The sequence below is a fragment of the Microbulbifer mixtoriginis (SeqCode) genome (genome assembly GCF_052467235.1).
In genome coordinates, this window is sequence record NZ_CP174305.1 from 3984984 (window position 1) to 4002242 (window position 17259).

A 17259-nucleotide genomic window follows, 5' to 3' on the forward strand; every position below is an offset into this window, starting at 1 on the left:
GCTCTAAAAGTCAGGGGAATCTCGGAGTTATTCTGAGGCTTCGTCAATGTTATAGTTTGGTGAGTGTCCTTTCTTATACACTAATACTGTTCTCATAAAGCGCATAAATAGTTCGCCATCTTGCTTGAAGCCACGAGTCTCAACCGTCACTATTCCCTGAGTGGGGCGGGAATGTGATTCTCGTTTAGATAGGATCTCACTCTCTGCGTAGATGGTGTCCCCCTCAAAAACAGGTTTCAGTAGCTGTACCTTATCCCACTCTAAATTGGCTACTACCTTCTTGCTGATAGTGTTTACTGTCATTCCAGTTATAATCGCCAGGGTTAAAGTACTATCCACTAGCGGTAACTGCCACTCGGTTTTTTGTGCATAGTTGGCGTCAAAGTGTAACTGTGCCGTATTCATTGTTAATAGCGTCATCCAGGTATTGTCTGTTCGAGTTAATGTCCTACCTGGACGATGTTCAATGATCATACCTTCTGTGAAGTCTTCGAAGTAAAATCCAAAGTCTTCCCGGTAGCGATTATCGTTAATTTTTTTATATGGCTGGAATTGCATGACGACCACTTCCCTTTAAGTTTTAGCTAAGTTTATTGAATATAGAGATAACTTGCTTTGCTTTGGAGTAAACCGGTACATCAATCATCTCCCCTTGGTATTGACAGGCTTTACCCTTTGAATTGTTATAGATTTCTACTATTTTCTCTGCTTTTTCGTATTGTTCTTGAGTAGGCTTGAAAGAAGACTTGATAGCAGAAATTTGTTTGGGGTGAATGGCGGCCTTGCCATTGAATCCCATCCCCTTAACGATATTTAGTTCTTTATTTAGTCCATCTTCATTATTGAAATCAAAATAGGGGGAGTCAAAGCAGGCCAGATTGTTTGCTGCTGAAGCTTCCACGATTTTACTACGTGCAGAGCTTAGGGCGTCTATTGAGTTGTCACAATTGAGGTCGTTGGCATAGTCTGCGGCACCAAACATTAAGGCCTGCAGTTTTTTGGGGCTGCCCTTAACAATATTGTGGATATTTATTGTTCCACAGGCAGTTTCTATTAAAGCAATAATGGCTATGTCCGTATAAGTTTGAGCAAGGAGTTTTCCAAGTTGTTGGATATCATTAGGAGACTCTGTCTTAGGGTAAAGTACAGCGTCGATGTGTAACTTGGTTGTAGTAATGGCAAGTATGTCTTTTAGTCCTTCATTGCTCGTTAGGTGGTTGATTCGAATAATATTAGCAGTATTGTCGCTTTGGCTTTTGGAGCAGTAGTGAATAGTATTGTCTCTGGCTAATTGCTTATCACTAGTGGGTACACTGTCTTCGAGATCAATAATAATTGCGCTGGCTTCTACCTCTGTTGCTTTCTGAAAAAGATTGGGCTTATTGCCTGGCGTAAAAAGTAGTGCAGGATAAATGTGTAGGTTGATCATATGCTTGGTTAGATAAAGTTGTGTTCTTTAGCCTGCTTTATCAGGTTGTCTCTAAAGTCTGGGTGTGCAATGTTAATTAGGGCATGTGTGCGTTCTGTGGTTGATTTACCCATAAGCTGGCAGCAACCGTACTCAGTAACGACATAGTCAACATCCAGTCTAGAGTCTGTTGTGATTGTATTTAGGCGCGGTACAATCCGGGAAATTTTCCCCCCCTGTGCCGTAGAACTGCTCGCCAATATGGTTTTACCATTTCTTGAGTAATATACGCCTCTGATAAAATCCAATTGTCCACCCACCCCAGAGAATTGATGATCGATAAATTCTGCATTTACCTGCCCATTGAAATCGATCTCAATAAAGGAATTGACTGAGATCATGTTGTCAATTTGAGCAATAGTTTGTGGTTCATTCACGTAGGAGACTGGAAGGCAGGCCATTGAAGGGTTGTTATCAATAAAGTCATAGAGTGTCCTATCCCCTATGGCAAAGGTGAACACATTGAGGTGGGTGTTTAGTTTTTTGCGTGAATTATTAACCGCACCAGATTTGATTAGGTTTATCATTCCGGAGGTGATAACCTCGGTATGTATCCCAAGATTCTTCTTGTTTACCAGCTGCTCGCACACGGCATTGGGAACACCTCCAATCCCCATTTGAATTGTAGCGCCATCGGGTATTAGCGGTGCAATATAATCGCTAATTTTCTTATCCAGTTCAGAGGTTTCTCTTTGCGGCTCTTCAATTAATGGGGTGTCATTTTCTATAATTGCATCTACTTCATTAATGTGAAGTAATGTGCCCCCAGAAGTTCTCGGCATATTTTTGTTGACTTCAACGATGAGTTGGTCTGCATGTCTGGATAACTCAATCGCATAATCTCCACTAGTACCAAAATTGAAATATCCATATTTATCCATTGGGGATACAGTTACTAGGAAAGCATCTAGATTCACTTGCCTTTTTATAATTTCCGGATATCGACTAAAGGAAATGGGAACATAATTGATATACTTCTTTCCTTTGGCGAAGCCTTTCTTTGCAAGCTTGACCTCGTCTTTGGTAAGCATGGATGAGAAGGGCCTGACACGGTCTAGCAAGTCTTCCTGAAAGATTGTTTTCATCGCGACACCGCCACAACGCATGTAATAAACCATGAGTTTTTTTATGTCGCCTGTCCGAACTCGGTTTTCTAAAGCTTTAAGTAAAGCTGGCGGGGTTGCGACGCGCATACCCATGGAGATGATACTCTCGCTGGGGATAGAGGCTACGGCATTATCGGCTGTGGTTAGCTTTCTGTGGTATTGATCTTCGTGATTCATAGTGGGCTAAATTTCCAGTGCCTTAGGTGGGTTCTTGCCGTGGTTTTGGTAGATTTCTTGTCTTTCGTGAGCCTTGACTTTGAGGTATATGGTTTTAAATATTTTTTGATCTGTTTGGGAAGATAAATATTCTGCAGGTTTACCTTGCTACGCATCTATGCCATTGTTCCAGGGCATTATAGGTGACATTTAGAGGGCTAAGATCGATGAAGTGATATATTGGGGTTGTTTCGCGACTATTTTTCTAGAAACTATTTCAAAGTTTCATTAGATTAATTGATTTGCAGGCAATATAGAAAAATGCTCTTTAAGTAGATAGATAGCAATTCTCCCTGGCGACCAAGCGGCGGTAGTTTCTTTATCATGTTAAAGTTCGCCCAACCTTACTGTGTCGCACATACCTTCTAAACTTTCTGCCATGTTGTTTCAACGGTACCCTTCTATTCCTGCGGTGAGGGCAAAACAGGCCAATTTTATGGCGGGCAGGCTGTATCGTAGCGGATTCCCAATCCGGAGCTTTGTTGTGCTAATAGGCGTCGTTTCTTTGACTTTATATCTTGCCCCTGAGTACAAAATCCACAAGAGATCTTCGAAATAAACAGAGTTATCAATGAGGTTGGGACCATCTTTGCCACGTTTTAGTTGGGGGAAGACCTGGGTGATAAATTTCCACTGAATGTCTGTTAAATCTGGCTTAAATCTACTCGCACCTACTGTTCTTATCATTCTATTCGATCGTAAGAATAACCGGTTTAAAGTTATGAAACATTTCCTAATATTTTTTAATCCTCACTGGTGAATTGATTCTTTCCATAAAATTAATGTTGGCAATGTTAATTAAATTTATGGAAAATGAATTGTGATGTTTTACTTTGGTTGTGTTTGTGCGTGGGATTGTGAATAGATTCAATAATCATGAATTTACGTGATGTGGAATAGAGGTTTGATCAGGTTTGTGTGAGCAGCGGGATATAATCTAAGAAAATGTTGGCTTATTTTGGTGTTTGTGGTTTTGGCGATGGTTAGAAATTCAGCTTATAAATTATAGCGATGTAAAGCGACCGTGAAATATCATAAACCAGACTTGATAGGGTTTTAGGTGGGCTGTATAGAAAATTTCGTCAGGGCCTCCCTAGGTTTAATTGAGTTTTTTTTAAATTCCTGGTGTGTAAAAAACGGGGGCTTATTGCCATAAACCCCCAAATCCTGTGAGATAAATTATTGATTGGTTACTTAGCGCCAAACACCCCATTGCCCGGTTGTGCCTGGCTCTTCACCCCTGGTCCACCATCCGGCAGTCCATGTTTTACCATTATGGCTTACCGTGTCCCCTGCAGTGTAGATTTGGTTACTGTCCCAGGTTTGAATAGTGGGATCTGTGGGATCTGTGGGATCTGTGGGATCTGTGGGATCTGTGGGATCTGTGGGATCTGTGGGTGTCGAGGGTTCAACGACAAAGGAGTAGACCTCGTCATCATTGGCAGAACTACTACTTACGGTTAACATGAAACTCAACTCGTGTCGGGCATTGGTTAAACTTGAAGTGTCAATAACCAATGCACCACTCGGCCCGGCTGCTGTTTCCACTGGGCTGCCACTCACTTGAGACCATTGGGTATCTGTGATGTTTCCTGTACTTTCTCCTGTAGAGAGCACCAGTAATTCACCGTGCTCCACCTTGGCTATGTCGAGAGGCCTTAACACCTTGGGCGTAATAGACGCAATCAATTCACTGCCATTACTTGTGATGCTGAACTGGCCTGAAGCGCGTGCATCTTTAGAGTTAAAATAGTTGCCATGCAAGTCACCTTGGAAATACATGTAATGGTTCATTTCCTCATGCCAGCGACCGATAAAGACATTTCCATTGTGATTGGATTGATACCAGCCAGTAACTTGAGATGCTAGCAGTCTATCCCAATCATTTTTATTGTCCTCAGTAATTGCTAATGAAAACGATGAGTGTTCCTCACTATTTTTATTGAAGACCGTATAATTGACAGTATCCCCTACAGCTACTGAATCGATATTAATACCCTGCGGGATAAAGGTGTTGCCTTGAATAAGGTATGGCTCTGTTGTACCCGGATCAGGTTCGGTAGGAGGTTGAACATCACCATTTACAATGGTGATATCACTACAGTTGTAGAAACCTTCACCCGCTGCATCTACTCGTTGCCAGCGTACAAATAAAATCGCATTGCCTACTCTGTCTTGAGGGATCGTAACATTCATTCGGTATTGGCTATTCACAACTGGCACATCGCCCACTTCCTGAATAAGCTCCAAGTCATCCCAGGCGAGAGGCTTTGAAAGGTCAGCGTTGGGCTTGGTTAGATAAAACTGCCAAAAAGAGGGGTTGTGCGGTGCGGTTGCATTGAATACGTATTCAAAGATTCCAGCGTTAACTTCAACTCGGCTCCAAGTGTCGGTGGCTGCACCCATGCCCTTTTTTTGTGGGTCATTGGCATAGCAGAGTGTTCCATCTGGAATGGCTGCTTTTACGGCCGTAAAATTATTGTAGTCAGGAATGTTGATGGAAAATTCATTGTGTTGCTGAAATGGATAAGACCCAGAGATGGTTTTTGCTAATGCACAGCCAGGATTTGGGGGAGTTCCAGACCAGACATTCCCTTGGTCATAGCATATTTTTTGCCTCGCCTTTGGGTATTCAGACCAGCCGTGAGCTTGAACCTGCAAGCTGAAAGGCATCAGTAGTAATGTGGCAATGGCACATTTTGTTCTTAGTAGCATGGATTTACTCCTGGTATCTCTATTTTTGTGAGTCCGTTAACTTCGTGAATAAGAGTGCTTCACGGTGGTTGAATTCTTGTAATAAAAAACTGTTTGTAGAGTGTTCCTTTAGATGATGTCGAAAAAATCTAGGTGACACTCTAAATTTAAAATCCAGTGTGAACTGTGACGAAGGTTGAGTTTTTTATTACTTAAAAAATGTAAAAAATTTCGAATTAATATTTGTGTTTGTTCAGTTGCATCACTCAAACAGACATTCGGTTTGGATGTGGGTTCCCGTTGGTAGGGTAAAATCTAACTTCTTGGTTTCTCTTTCCGGATAAATTGTTGGTGACCAGCTTTGCTATTTTGGTCTAGATATGTCTTTTTTGATCCCGATATCTCAGCTAAATAAAGTCAAAATACGATGTTAAGGGTAAAACTTCTGGTTTTTTTCTCTTTAGCGGATTTATATGTGGCTTCGTGAACATCTGGTTTTAGTGACCGGGATGGGTAAAAAAGCTGGATAGTCTGTATGGTCATTTCTTTTTATTGCAAACATCGTGGCTCAATGACCACAGGGCCACACTGTGACGATTTTGGCATAATACGCTTTCAGTTTGCTTGAGGGGCTTCAGGTAAATTGCTTGGGGTTAAAGGCACTGTGGGAATTTTATTTAGGGCACTTATTTGGTGGTTTATTTAAGGTTGTGTTCTATGCCCATTTGAACAGGCCTTCTCTAAAGCTTGTGTGAGCAATGTTGTCTGTGCGTGTGTGTTAAGTCGTGGATTTTCCCATTAATTGACAGTAGCCATATTCTGTAACAATGTAGTCAACATCAAGTCTCGAGTCTGTTGAGATTGTATTTAATCGAGGCTCAATTTTTGAAACGCTTCCCTCTTTAAATGGTAGAGCCACTTGCTAATTTTTTTTATAAAATCCAGCTGACCATCAACACCTGGAATTGATGATCAATAAATTTGACGTAAACCAGCCCATTGAAATCGATCCCAATAAAAGGGCCAACCGAGATCAAGTTGTCAATTTTTCATTCTGGAATAGTAAAGCAGTCTGTTTGTTGGAATGCCTCAAATTGCTTGAATGTATACCGATTTATACGTATCCATGAGGAAGTTGCTGATGTCACTATGAGCTTGTGAACCATTCAATAGGCAGTAGGCTATTTGTTTTACGAAAAGGTAAGCAAAAGAGATTGTTATTGAAGTTGGCAGGAAAGCCCTTATAGCGGCGTGGCGTGGAGAAATAGAAGATGAAGATTGAGTGAGTGGCCGGTCAATGACCGGCCGTTTGATATTCCAGTCTTTATTCCACAGAAGACCGAATTAAGTAGTCAAACGCTCCCAGTGCGGCTGTGGCCCCTGCGCCCATTGAGATCACAATTTGCTTGTAGGGGGCAGTAGTGGCATCGCCGGCAGCGTAGACGCCTGGAATGGAAGTTGCGCCGCGCTCATCGATTTGAATTTCACCCATACGATTCATTACGACATCACTCTCTTTGAGGAATTCTGTATTTGGCACTAGTCCGATTTGCACAAAGACTCCTGCAAGGTCGAGCTTTTTGCTCTCTCCCGATTTGCGATCGGTGTAGGCAAGGCCATTGACTTTGTTACCATCCCCCAATACTTTGGTAGTTTGTGCATTGAGGATAATATCGATGTTGTCCATTTGTTGTGCCTTGCGCACCAGTACTTCATCGGCACGCAGTGAGTCAGCGAACTCCAGTACGGTGACATGTTCGACAATTCCAGCAAGATCAATAGCCGCTTCAATCCCAGAGTTACCGCCGCCAATAACCGCTACGTGCTTACCTTTAAAGAAGGGTCCATCACAATGGGGGCAGTAGGCAACGCCCTTGGTACGGTATTCCGCTTCGCCAGGTACACCAAGCTCTCTCCATCTTGCACCAGTGGCCAGCACCACAGAGCGACTGGATAGGGTGGCACCGCTCTTTAGTTCTATATCTACCAGTTCATTGCGCTGTAAATTTGCCGCACGTTGGTCAGTAATAATATCTACACCGTATTCTTTAACGTGCTGTTCCAGGCTGGCTGCTAGCTTCGGGCCTTCTGTATAAGGTACGGAGATAAAGTTCTCGATACCTACAGTATCCATCACCTGGCCGCCGAAACGTTCGGCTACTAACCCGGTGCGAATACCTTTACGCGCAGCGTAGATGGCAGCTGCTGCGCCGGCAGGTCCGCCACCAATGACTAGTAGGTCGTAAGGAGCCTTGTCATTCAGTTTCTCAGCTTTGCGTTTTGCGGCACCTGTATCCAGTTTGCCAATAATCTCCTCAAGGGACATTCTGCCTTGGCCAAAGTGTTCGCCGTTTAAGTAGACCGCAGGTACCGCCATTACATTGCGTTGCTCTACTTCCTGCTGAAACAGCCCTCCATCGATCATCTCGTGGGTAATGTTCGGGTTGAGGGTGGCCATCAGGTTCAGTGCCTGTACGACATCCGGGCAATTTTGGCAGGAGAGAGAAATATAGGTTTCAAAGTGAAATTTACCTTCCAGATTACGTACTTGCTCCAGTAGCTGCGGGTCTGCCTTGGATGGGTGGCCACCCGCTTGCAGGAGTGCCAGAACCAATGAGGTGAATTCGTGGCCCAGGGGAATACCGGCAAAGCTTACGCGGGGTTCCTCTCCAGCAGGGGCGATAGCCATGCTTGGTGTGCGCTTGGCCTGGCCCTGCTGTGCAGTAATTTTTTTGGAGAGCCCGGTGATTTGATCTACCAGGGTTTCCAGCTCTTTCGATTTTTCGCTGTTATCTGTGGACACACGAATCTCGATCGGTTTGACGATATTCTGCAGGTAAGTGTCCAGTTGTTTTTTCAGGTTTGCGTCCAACATCGGTGTGTCCTTTCTCTAACAAATTCAGGCTTGGTTGTTGCCCATCATCTAGATGGGCCGGGTCAGAGGTATTGGGTTTATATCTTGCCTACCAGATCGAGGGAGGGTGCTAAGGTTTCTTCACCTTCCTTCCACTTAGCAGGGCAGACTTCTCCAGGGTGAGCGGCGATGTATTGGGCCGCTTTGATCTTGCGCAACAGCTCACTGGCATCGCGGCCTATTCCGCCGGCTGTGATCTCCACAATCTGGATACGACCTTCCGGGTCGATGACAAAGGTGCCGCGATCGGCAATGCCCTCTTCTTCGATCATCACTCCGAAGTTACGAGTGATGGTGCCGGTAGGGTCGCCAATCATGGGGTATTGAATTTTACCGATGGTGTCGGAAGAGTCGTGCCAGGCCTTGTGCGTGAAGTGGGTATCGGTAGATACGGAGTAGATCTCCACACCCAGCTTTTTGAACTCTTCGTAGTTGTCCGCCAGATCACCCAGCTCGGTGGGGCACACAAAGGTGAAGTCTGCGGGATAGAAGAAGAACACCGCCCACTTGCCCTTTACGTCGGCGTCGCTCATATCGAAGAAGTCGCCATTCTGGTAGGCCTTAGCGTTAAAGGGCTTTAGTTGGGATTCGATGTAACGTGACATGGATAACTCCTTATTCATCACTTTCTATTCAGTCTTTGTCTTTGGAACGGCATTGATACTATCGATTCATTTCTCTTAATAAAAATTATCAATATAAATGCTTCTAATAAATTTTCCCAATCGATCATTGGTTTTTAGGGGAGGGGAAGGCGCCAGTTGGCTGATGTAGCCTTGTCGTTACAGGCTCAAGAACAGAAAAGACTTGGAGTCTAAATGGGAGGACGTTAGCAATGAGTTAAAGAAGTAACTCGGATTCATGTGAGCCTGGATGGCTTAGATTTGATATGAGATCGCCCCTATGAACCAAAATGTGGTGCATGTCATCGTGATTGGTGTTGGCTTGCCAGGGGAGTCAATCGGATGGCTGCATCTTTCTCAGTTGATGAGTATGCCTAATGTCGTAGTAGATGCCATCGTTGAGCAGCACTGGCTGTCTGCTGCTGTTTCGTCTTCCAAAAAAGGGATGGCATTTCATGAGGAGATGGCAAGGCTCAAAGATCAATTTGGTGACTTCAAACTCTATTCCTCTTTAGAACAATTACCTAAGGCAAATCTTTCCCATAAAAGTTTGGTGTTGATTTCAGTTAGAACTCAATCAACGAAAGGGATTTTTGATTTTGTAGTAGGCAAGGGGTATAGAAATATCTACCTGGAAAAACCTGGCGCCGACTCACTGGAAAAATTGCGTGACATGGAGAGATGTGCTGGTGAGGAGCATGTAAATGCTGTTATAGGCTATCAGAAGCATATCGCCAGCTACGTCAGCGAAGCTGAGAGAATTAATAAACAATGGCAATTAAAGTCTAGAAGTGTGGGATTTATACATCACAATCCACATCCAGAAGCTAATTTGGAAAGCATCTTCAGGCAAAATTCCGAAGGTATGCTACTTAACCAGTGTTGCCATGAGCTTGAACTTTGTGTCGCAAAGTGGAATCTAGCCCCTCACAACATTGTGGATGTAGTGGTGAATCAGGATGAGACGGCACAGAAGCAATTTGGTGATATTGAGGATTTCAAAAAGCTATCTTTTACTTTAAAAACCAATTTGGGAATCAGTTTTTCCTTTCTGGCTACCCGTTGTGAAGGTGTAGAAAACTGTATAGTGATGCGGAAAGGGCTCAGGGGTAGGCCGATTTTCATTCGACAAGCTATGCCGGATAGGCTTGATCGCGCGCTTGAACTTACAAGAAAGGAAAAGGGGGCCATATGGTATTGCTACTTATTTGAACAAGATTATCGTGATTTGAAGAGGCTTTTCATTGAATCTATCTTGGATGATGATAATGAAAAATACCAGCGGCTACCGCGGTTAAATCATGCATGCAGTGTACTTGAGTTAGCCACATTGATTGAGCCTAGTATCAAGGCTCAAGTGCGAGCAGACGAAAACCATCACTCTATTGTCCAAGTTTCAGACACTATTTGTCAGGCCCCTACAAATCAGAGAATCTGGTATCACCACGGGCTGTTTGACCTCGGCAATCGGTTTCTTATTGAGCTCTTAAGGCCCCCAAAGAACAGAATTATTTGTTGTGTTGATGACAGGGTTTGGGGTTTGTATGAAAAATCTATCATTGCGTGGGAAAAGTCTGTTGGGGTTAAATTTATTCCAATTGTTATGAAGGGCGGTGAGCAGTCAAAAAATATTGACAGTCTTTTAAAAATGATTGATGAAATATGGAAGGTCAATCCTCTTCGTTATAGGGAGCCAATTGTAGCTATCGGGGGGGGAGCGGTAACGGATACAATAGGGTTTGTCAGTGCGGTATGGCGACGTAATACGCCCTGGATACGTATCCCAACCACTCTAATGGGCATGATTGACTCATCTATCGGTATTAAGGTTAGTGTAAACCACAACATCAAAAATGGGATAGGTGCTTTCCACAGCCCTTTGCACACAATAATTGATCCAACCTTCTTAAAAACTAATCCACAGCGAGTGCTGAAAAGCGCGATTGGTGAAATGATCAAGGTTGGCGTGGTATTTAATAGAAACGTACTCGATACATTGTCAGCCCAAGGTACATCATTATTAGAAAATAAATTTCTGGGACCTGATGGGCTCCCGGGAGAAGCATCCTATAAATTATTAATAAATTGTATCGATGCAATGCTTGACAGTATTGCGGGAGATTTAAAAGAGGAGAACTTATCTAGGCCAATGGACTTTGGACATACGCTATCTCGATGGTTGGAACGTGATGAGGCTTTTAGGTTGATGCATGGTGAAGCTGTGGGTATTGATTGCCTATTTACTTCACTGGTTGCTGAACAGATGGGATTGATATCTAAGGCAGAAGTTAAATTGCTGTTTGACATTTACGTGAATCTGGGACTTTCCGCTAGTGTGAAGGGGCTGAGTCTGGATGTATACAAAACGGCAATTAAACAGATTTCAATCCACCGTTCAGGAACGTTACGCGCGCCTCTACCTGCACCTCTCGGAAGGTGCATATGGGTGAACAAAATAAAGGGTAAACATCTTGAGGGTGCCTGGAATAGCCTGCAAGAGAGGCTTTACTACCACCCTGAACTCGTATTAGATCCCGATACTATAGAAGATGAAGAGGGGCTGATTGAGGACGTAGAAATAGCGAATGTTTATACTCCAGAGAGGGTCTCTCCCCAAAAGCTACGTTGGGGGTTTATTGGTTGTGGAAGGATTGCGAATGATTTTGCCATAGTGATCAATTATCTGGAATCTGCAGAAATTCATGCTGTGGCTTCTAGGGACTTTGGGCGGGCTAAAGATTTTGCAGGTAAGCATGGAGTCTGTCGAGCATATGGAGATTACCAGGAATTAGTTTCTGACCCAGAGGTCGATATTGTCTATATTGCGACTATTCCCGAGTTGCATCGACAGCATGCTGAATTGGCTTTAAGGGCAGGGAAGCCGGTACTGATTGAAAAACCTATAGCGCTGACCGTCGAAGATGCCCAAAAGATTAAGGATCTTGCCAATAAAAAGCGGCTTTTTTGCATGGAAGGTATGTGGATGAGATTCTTTCCAGCTATACAACACTGCAGAAGCATTATAACTTCCGGTGGCATTGGGGATGTTTGTCAGCTACGGGCTGATTTGAGTTTTGATTTACTCATGGACGAAGGGCTTCAATCTCCTAAATGGAAAGTTGGGGCAGGTTTGGATGCCGGGGTATACCCAATACATGCAGCGTTGATGATGCTGGGTCGGGATACATCAGATCTGGAGTTCTCCGGGGTACTTGATGATCATGGATTTAAGGAAGATGGAGCCGGACTGATTTATGCCCACTTTAATTCTGGATCTACTGCAGTTGTTTCTTGGAGTCATCTGGTGGAGGGAGCAGAAGAGTTGGAGATCTATGGAACTGAAGGCAGGATAAAAATTTTTACGCCGGCGCATTGTCCAACAAAGATTTCAACAACTAGAATTTCAGGCGATAGAAGATCGAATAATGTTTCTAAGATGTATGAATTCCCGCTGCCGAGAATTAGGGGTAAATTTAATTATCCCAACTCTGAGGGGCTATACTACGAGGCTCGGATTGTGCAGCAATGTTTGGAGAAAGGTTTAATTGAGTGCCCGGAGCTTCCTCTAGCAGACTCCGTGCGAGCGATTCAGATGGTTGTAGAGTGTGATCACTATATTAAAAGAAGAGCTGCGTGAAGCGAAAGATCTATTGGTTTGGATTGTTATCCTGTTATGGAGCGCTATTTCTTCTAGGTTTTATAGAGGTTTATAAGGCGCCAATTTATCCTCAAATCTTGGATTACTTTTCTGTAACCCCTTCTAAGGGGGCTACCTTTTTCTTTTTGTCCACTTTTTCTGCCTTATTAATGACTCTATCAGGATCTTTATGGGTAAAGAGAGTTAGAGTGATATCGGGTTTGGGGTTATTTGTCGCTTTTATGGGGGTTGGCTCAATACTATCGGGAGTTTCTGGTTATTATCATTCCTTTCCCACTCTTATTTTAGGAAGTTTTATTTTTGGAATGGGAGCAGGGGGCTGTATGGTACTGATTAATGTAGCAATCCCTCTTTTTGTTCCTCAAGATCTCGCGCGTCAAGGATATTGTGGGTTGCATAGCACCTATGGAGTTGCATCGATACTATCTCCCTTAATACCTGCATTATCCTATAAGTATCATTTTGACTGGGAAGGGGGGTTCTATTTATTTGGCGTACTTGCTGCTGTCATTCTTCTATATATTTATGTCGGCTTATTCAGAAGAAAAAGAAGGCATCAAACAGGACGTGGGGACTTTGATCCCAGTGCTTATCGAGAAAACAGTAAACGAGATAAAGAGCCAAAAGAATGGTGGATTGCAATTGGGGGTGGGTTAATTGTTTCTGCATATAATGGATCTGAACACATCCTTGCTAGTCGATTGGTGTTATTTCTTGATGCAAGGGGTGGTCCATGGGCTGTTGAGGCAGATGTTTTACTTTCAATTTTTTTTGGCCTGCTGTGTATTGGAAGGATATTTTTTACCTTCATCCTTCTAAGGGGTAGTGCATTTATTTGGTTGATAATTTCTTTTGTATCAACAACAGTTGTATTTCTTCTTGGTTATTGGGTTAATCCTTTGTGGTTGCCTGTATGTGGTCTAACTCTATCTTACCTTTTTCCCTATACGATGGAGTGGTTGACGCGTAGTTCAAGAAATCCACCGTTTACTGTTTCATTTTCTCTTGGAATGGGGGGCGTGTTTTTGATATTTGCCCATGCCTTAGTAGGATGGCTGGATGAGAATTATGGTATACAAACTGCTATCTATATAGTTCCAGTATTTCTTCTGGCGGGGATTGTTTTCTGCACACTGGTAGCCTTTATTGAGAGGTTGGTAAAGTCTCGGTAAGTTCCTGACAATCCATATTACCTTTATGGCTCAGAAAGAAAGTTAACCCGTTGAAATTCTTAATGTGCAGGGTTATTTAATCCTAACCATTCACTTACAGATGAATCAGTCTGACTATAAGAGAGTGGTTTGAACGAAAATACTGGCGGGTTGTTAAGGTACCCCCTTCCTACAAGTTGAGACTTAGAAAGCTACTAGATGGTCGGATTGGTGGCGCAGTGTTCAGTACCAAGTCTCGATGGAGAAGCATGTTAGGTTACTCTAGCCGCTAGGATAGTAGGTATCATCTAAGTTGATTGGTTTGCAAATAGTGCTTGAAATATATTGGCATATTAATTACGCTAAGCGCCTTTAATAGATGCCCACGCCTTGGGAAATACTAATCTAATATCTTGTCCGGAGTCATTTACGCCGATGAATTAAGCCCTGCGCATAACTGGAACTAAGTTCGCACTCTATCGCTGCGGACCTAATCAATCCTTTGCAGGTGGCGTATCTTCCTCAAACACCTATCTTGGCTGATAGCAGAAATACGCCGCACGGTCCTATGATCGGAGGGCATATGACAGCTATTTGTACTCTTGAAAACATCTCCCTGATATTTGGGGACACCCCGATTTTCCATAAAGTAAGCTTGGAATTACCTATTGGAATCACTGGATTAGTTGCACCTAATGGCAGCGGGAAATCCACACTACTAAGTGTTCTTCACGGTCAAGCTTCCGTTACTGGTGGTAAGGTCTCTTGGAGAAGACGCCATCATCTGGTGAAACAGCTTAATCCCCGACTTGATTTGCGGATCGTCGATTGTCTTGCAGATGGCCATTTGTATGAAGTTTTTTTACGGGTAGAGCAAGGGCATGCATCAGAGGATGACCTGATATCCGTTGCGGACTATTGGCATCTGCCTCTTACTTGGCAGCGCCAGCTAGAGGAAGCAAAAATCAATGCGCCATTGGATACGCCGATAGAACGATTGAGTGGTGGTCAGAGAGCCAAGTTAAGCCTTGCCTATGCATTTTCTCTCTCAAGTGACTACTTACTGCTAGATGAGCCTAGCAATCATCTTGATCAGAGTGGGCGGGAGTGGCTGCAAGAGAAAATCTTAAATCATGCAGGAGGGGCACTGGTCGCCAGTCATGATGTAGAGCTGCTGGAAAATGTCCGACAAATAATAGAGATTTATCAGCGAGGATTGAAAACCTATGGCGGCGCATACAGTGCGTATATGCAACAAAAAGAATCAGAGCAAGCAGCCCTGCTCCAAAGGGCAGAGGATAATCGAAAAGAGTTCAACCAACTAAATAATGTCAGGCAGAAAAGTCTGCATAATTTCGCTACTAGACAACGGCAGGGAAAAGGCAAGCGGAACTCTCAAAGTAAGAGTCTTATGGACTCACAAAAAGATCGCGCAGGGAAAGGTCTTGGAAAATTAAAGCGAAAGTTAGAGCAGCGCCAGTTACAGTTAGAGAAAAAAAGAGAGGAAATAAGTAAAATAACAGTAATTGAGTCACAGAGACTAAGACCGCAAAAGCTATCCCTCACTAAGTGTGATTCTCGCAAGTCAATACAATTACATCTTGAAAATTTGCAGCTCCCATATGGTTCTCATGATAAGCCTATATCTTTAACAGTCCGCAAGGGGGAACGTTGGAGGATAGCGGGTGGCAATGGTAGTGGAAAATCCACTCTGCTAAAGGTCATAGCTGGTCAGCTAAAAGCTCTAAGTGGCGTCTGCCAAACTCGTGGAAGTTTGTGTTATTTAGACCAGGGCTTCAGTTTTCTCAATAAAGAGTTATCCGCCTTAGAGAATCTTTTCTATCTTCACCCCGGTAGAAAAGAATCTGAATGGCGTACCATGCTAGGTAGTTTGCGGCTAAGGGGAGATACGCCGCTGCTGCCTCTCAGGCTCCTAAGTGGAGGGGAGCAACTAAAAGTGGCATTACTTGCCGTTACACGGGGCACCATTGCCACAGACTTGATACTGCTAGACGAGCCAGATAATCACTTGGATCTGGATTCCCGCCAGCTATTAGTAAATGCCATTATGGATTTTTCTGGTGCTGTCTTATTGGTCTCACATGATCTGAGTTTTATTAATGCTATAGGTGTAGATAGTCAGCTCAATTTGGATTGAAGAATCTTTATCGTTTGGTAGGTAAGGGGTGTTTGTAGGTAGTGTGTCACAGGTGGCAATCTATATAGTTGATCATGATAATAGCTAGGTTACTTTGTATTTTTTATCAATAATCTCTGGACATTTGCTATTATCGAGAGGCTTTGGGGTGGGTTTTCACCATAATTCCAAGTCTTGGATTGGCTAATCTTTCGGGGGGTACAGGGGGCTTAGCCTGGTTAGCTCTCTGTAAGATCTACAACACATCTGTTGTTCAACCCTATGAAGCCTTAGTTTAAATTGGGTTTAGCTGGAAGTGGGATATCTATAGTTTATCCTTGTCCTCTCTTGTCTCTTATTATCCTCCCAATATCCTTTTCCATTTCTTCATATTCTGAAACTTTCCATGGTTCCTGTATGGCCTGACCTATCCATTCCTTTAAATTTGGTAAAGCCAATATCTTGTTGAAATATTGGTTTGTCTCTGTGCTAACTGATAAATTGTAGTTATTTATTTTAATGATTGTTGGAGAGTAGAATGCATCTGCGGCGGTAAACTTTTCGCCGGCAAGGAAAGGGCCACCAAAATTTCCAAGTCCTTCCTGCACCAGATCATCAATTCGGGTGACCGCTTTACTAAGATTATCTGGTATTACTGGGGTGTTAACTTCTGTCGCGCAGCTTAGCGATTTGCTATTGAAGAATTCAAAGTCTGAGTGCATTTCTGCTGAAATACTGCGCGCCCAAGCTCTGGCAGACCTATTCATTGGCCAGATGAGAGAGATTTTTTCGGCTAGATACTCTGTAATTGAAAGAGAATCCCAGATTAAGAGATTGTTATCTTTCAGGCAAGGTAGTTTTCCGCTAGGTGAGAAACTGGAAAATTTTTTCCAACTATCCCCACCCTCAAAAGTGATCATTTTTTCCTCGAACGGTATACACATCTCCTTCATTAAGAGCCAAACTCTTAAAGACCATGAAGAGTAGTTTTTATTGGCAATAAATAGCTGGTACATGATGGTTTGATTAATTTAATTAAGGTGTAGTACTGGAGGTAAGTATATTGTGTTGGTTGAATATCTCGATTAATGAAATATTGCTATAGCTACTACCTACCCTTATAAGAATTAAGATCTCCTAAAAGGTGTTATTTAAAAGTCAGCCAAGGGTCATTAAAAACTGTCATTTTAACTCGGTGACTAATTGGTCGCAGTCTTGGATTGCTTCAACCTTTGAGCTCTGCCACGTTTGTTTGGCGGTACATCCCTCTTTTTCATTACACTGGTGTTTAA

Annotated in this window: 11 protein-coding genes; 3 read left to right on the forward strand and 8 right to left on the reverse strand. The window is 43.2% G+C overall.

Annotation, left to right across the window (positions count from 1 at the left end):
- Positions 1 to 27: 27 nt before the first annotated feature.
- The 7 genes from ACJJIO_RS17360 to ahpC all read right to left on the reverse strand — a co-directional run bounded on the left by ACJJIO_RS17360 (position 28) and on the right by ahpC (position 9003).
- Positions 28 to 558, reverse strand: a complete 531-nt coding sequence (locus tag ACJJIO_RS17360; RefSeq protein WP_444909227.1) for a MaoC/PaaZ C-terminal domain-containing protein — start codon at positions 556 to 558, stop codon at positions 28 to 30.
- 22 nt (positions 559 to 580) lie between these two features.
- Complete coding sequence (locus ACJJIO_RS17365; RefSeq protein ID WP_444909228.1) at positions 581 to 1429, reverse strand: HpcH/HpaI aldolase/citrate lyase family protein; 849 nt, start codon at positions 1427 to 1429, stop codon at positions 581 to 583.
- Positions 1430 to 1437: 8 nt separating this feature from the next.
- Complete coding sequence (locus ACJJIO_RS17370; protein WP_444909229.1) at positions 1438 to 2751, reverse strand: acetyl-CoA hydrolase/transferase family protein; 1314 nt, start codon at positions 2749 to 2751, stop codon at positions 1438 to 1440.
- A 1233-nt stretch (positions 2752 to 3984) separates the two neighbouring features.
- Complete coding sequence (locus tag ACJJIO_RS17375; RefSeq protein ID WP_444909230.1) at positions 3985 to 5505, reverse strand: lytic polysaccharide monooxygenase; 1521 nt, start codon at positions 5503 to 5505, stop codon at positions 3985 to 3987.
- A gap of 757 nt (positions 5506 to 6262) precedes the next feature.
- Positions 6263 to 6403, reverse strand: a complete 141-nt coding sequence (locus tag ACJJIO_RS17380; RefSeq protein WP_444909231.1) for an acetyl-CoA hydrolase/transferase C-terminal domain-containing protein — start codon at positions 6401 to 6403, stop codon at positions 6263 to 6265.
- Between the two features lie 405 nt (positions 6404 to 6808).
- The gene (gene ahpF / locus ACJJIO_RS17385) at positions 6809 to 8359 is read right to left on the reverse strand and encodes an alkyl hydroperoxide reductase subunit F (protein ID WP_444909232.1); all 1551 of its coding nucleotides are present in this window, start codon (positions 8357 to 8359) and stop codon (positions 6809 to 6811) included.
- 77 nt (positions 8360 to 8436) lie between these two features.
- Positions 8437 to 9003 (reverse strand): alkyl hydroperoxide reductase subunit C, encoded by a 567-nt coding sequence (gene ahpC / locus ACJJIO_RS17390; protein ID WP_252082168.1) that lies wholly within the window; start codon positions 9001 to 9003, stop codon positions 8437 to 8439.
- 298 nt (positions 9004 to 9301) lie between these two features.
- On the opposite strand from ahpC, the gene ACJJIO_RS17395 reads away from it, so the two are divergent.
- The 3 genes from ACJJIO_RS17395 (at position 9302) to ACJJIO_RS17405 (ending at position 15988) form a co-directional block, all read left to right on the forward strand.
- Positions 9302 to 12658, forward strand: coding sequence for a Gfo/Idh/MocA family oxidoreductase (locus ACJJIO_RS17395; RefSeq protein ID WP_444909233.1), 3357 nt, complete (start codon positions 9302 to 9304; stop codon positions 12656 to 12658).
- The gene (locus ACJJIO_RS17400; protein WP_444909234.1) at positions 12655 to 13851 is read left to right on the forward strand and encodes an MFS transporter; all 1197 of its coding nucleotides are present in this window, start codon (positions 12655 to 12657) and stop codon (positions 13849 to 13851) included. The genes ACJJIO_RS17395 and ACJJIO_RS17400 overlap by 4 nt, the downstream gene beginning before the upstream one ends.
- A gap of 562 nt (positions 13852 to 14413) precedes the next feature.
- Positions 14414 to 15988 carry an ATP-binding cassette domain-containing protein gene (locus ACJJIO_RS17405; protein WP_252082165.1) on the forward strand — a complete coding sequence of 525 codons (1575 nt, stop codon included), beginning with the start codon at positions 14414 to 14416 and terminating at the stop codon, positions 15986 to 15988.
- Positions 15989 to 16299: 311 nt separating this feature from the next.
- Here the strand turns inward: ACJJIO_RS17405 and ACJJIO_RS17410 are convergent, their stop codons facing one another.
- Complete coding sequence (locus tag ACJJIO_RS17410; protein ID WP_252082164.1) at positions 16300 to 16983, reverse strand: glutathione S-transferase N-terminal domain-containing protein; 684 nt, start codon at positions 16981 to 16983, stop codon at positions 16300 to 16302.
- Between the last annotated feature and the right edge of the window lie 276 nt (positions 16984 to 17259).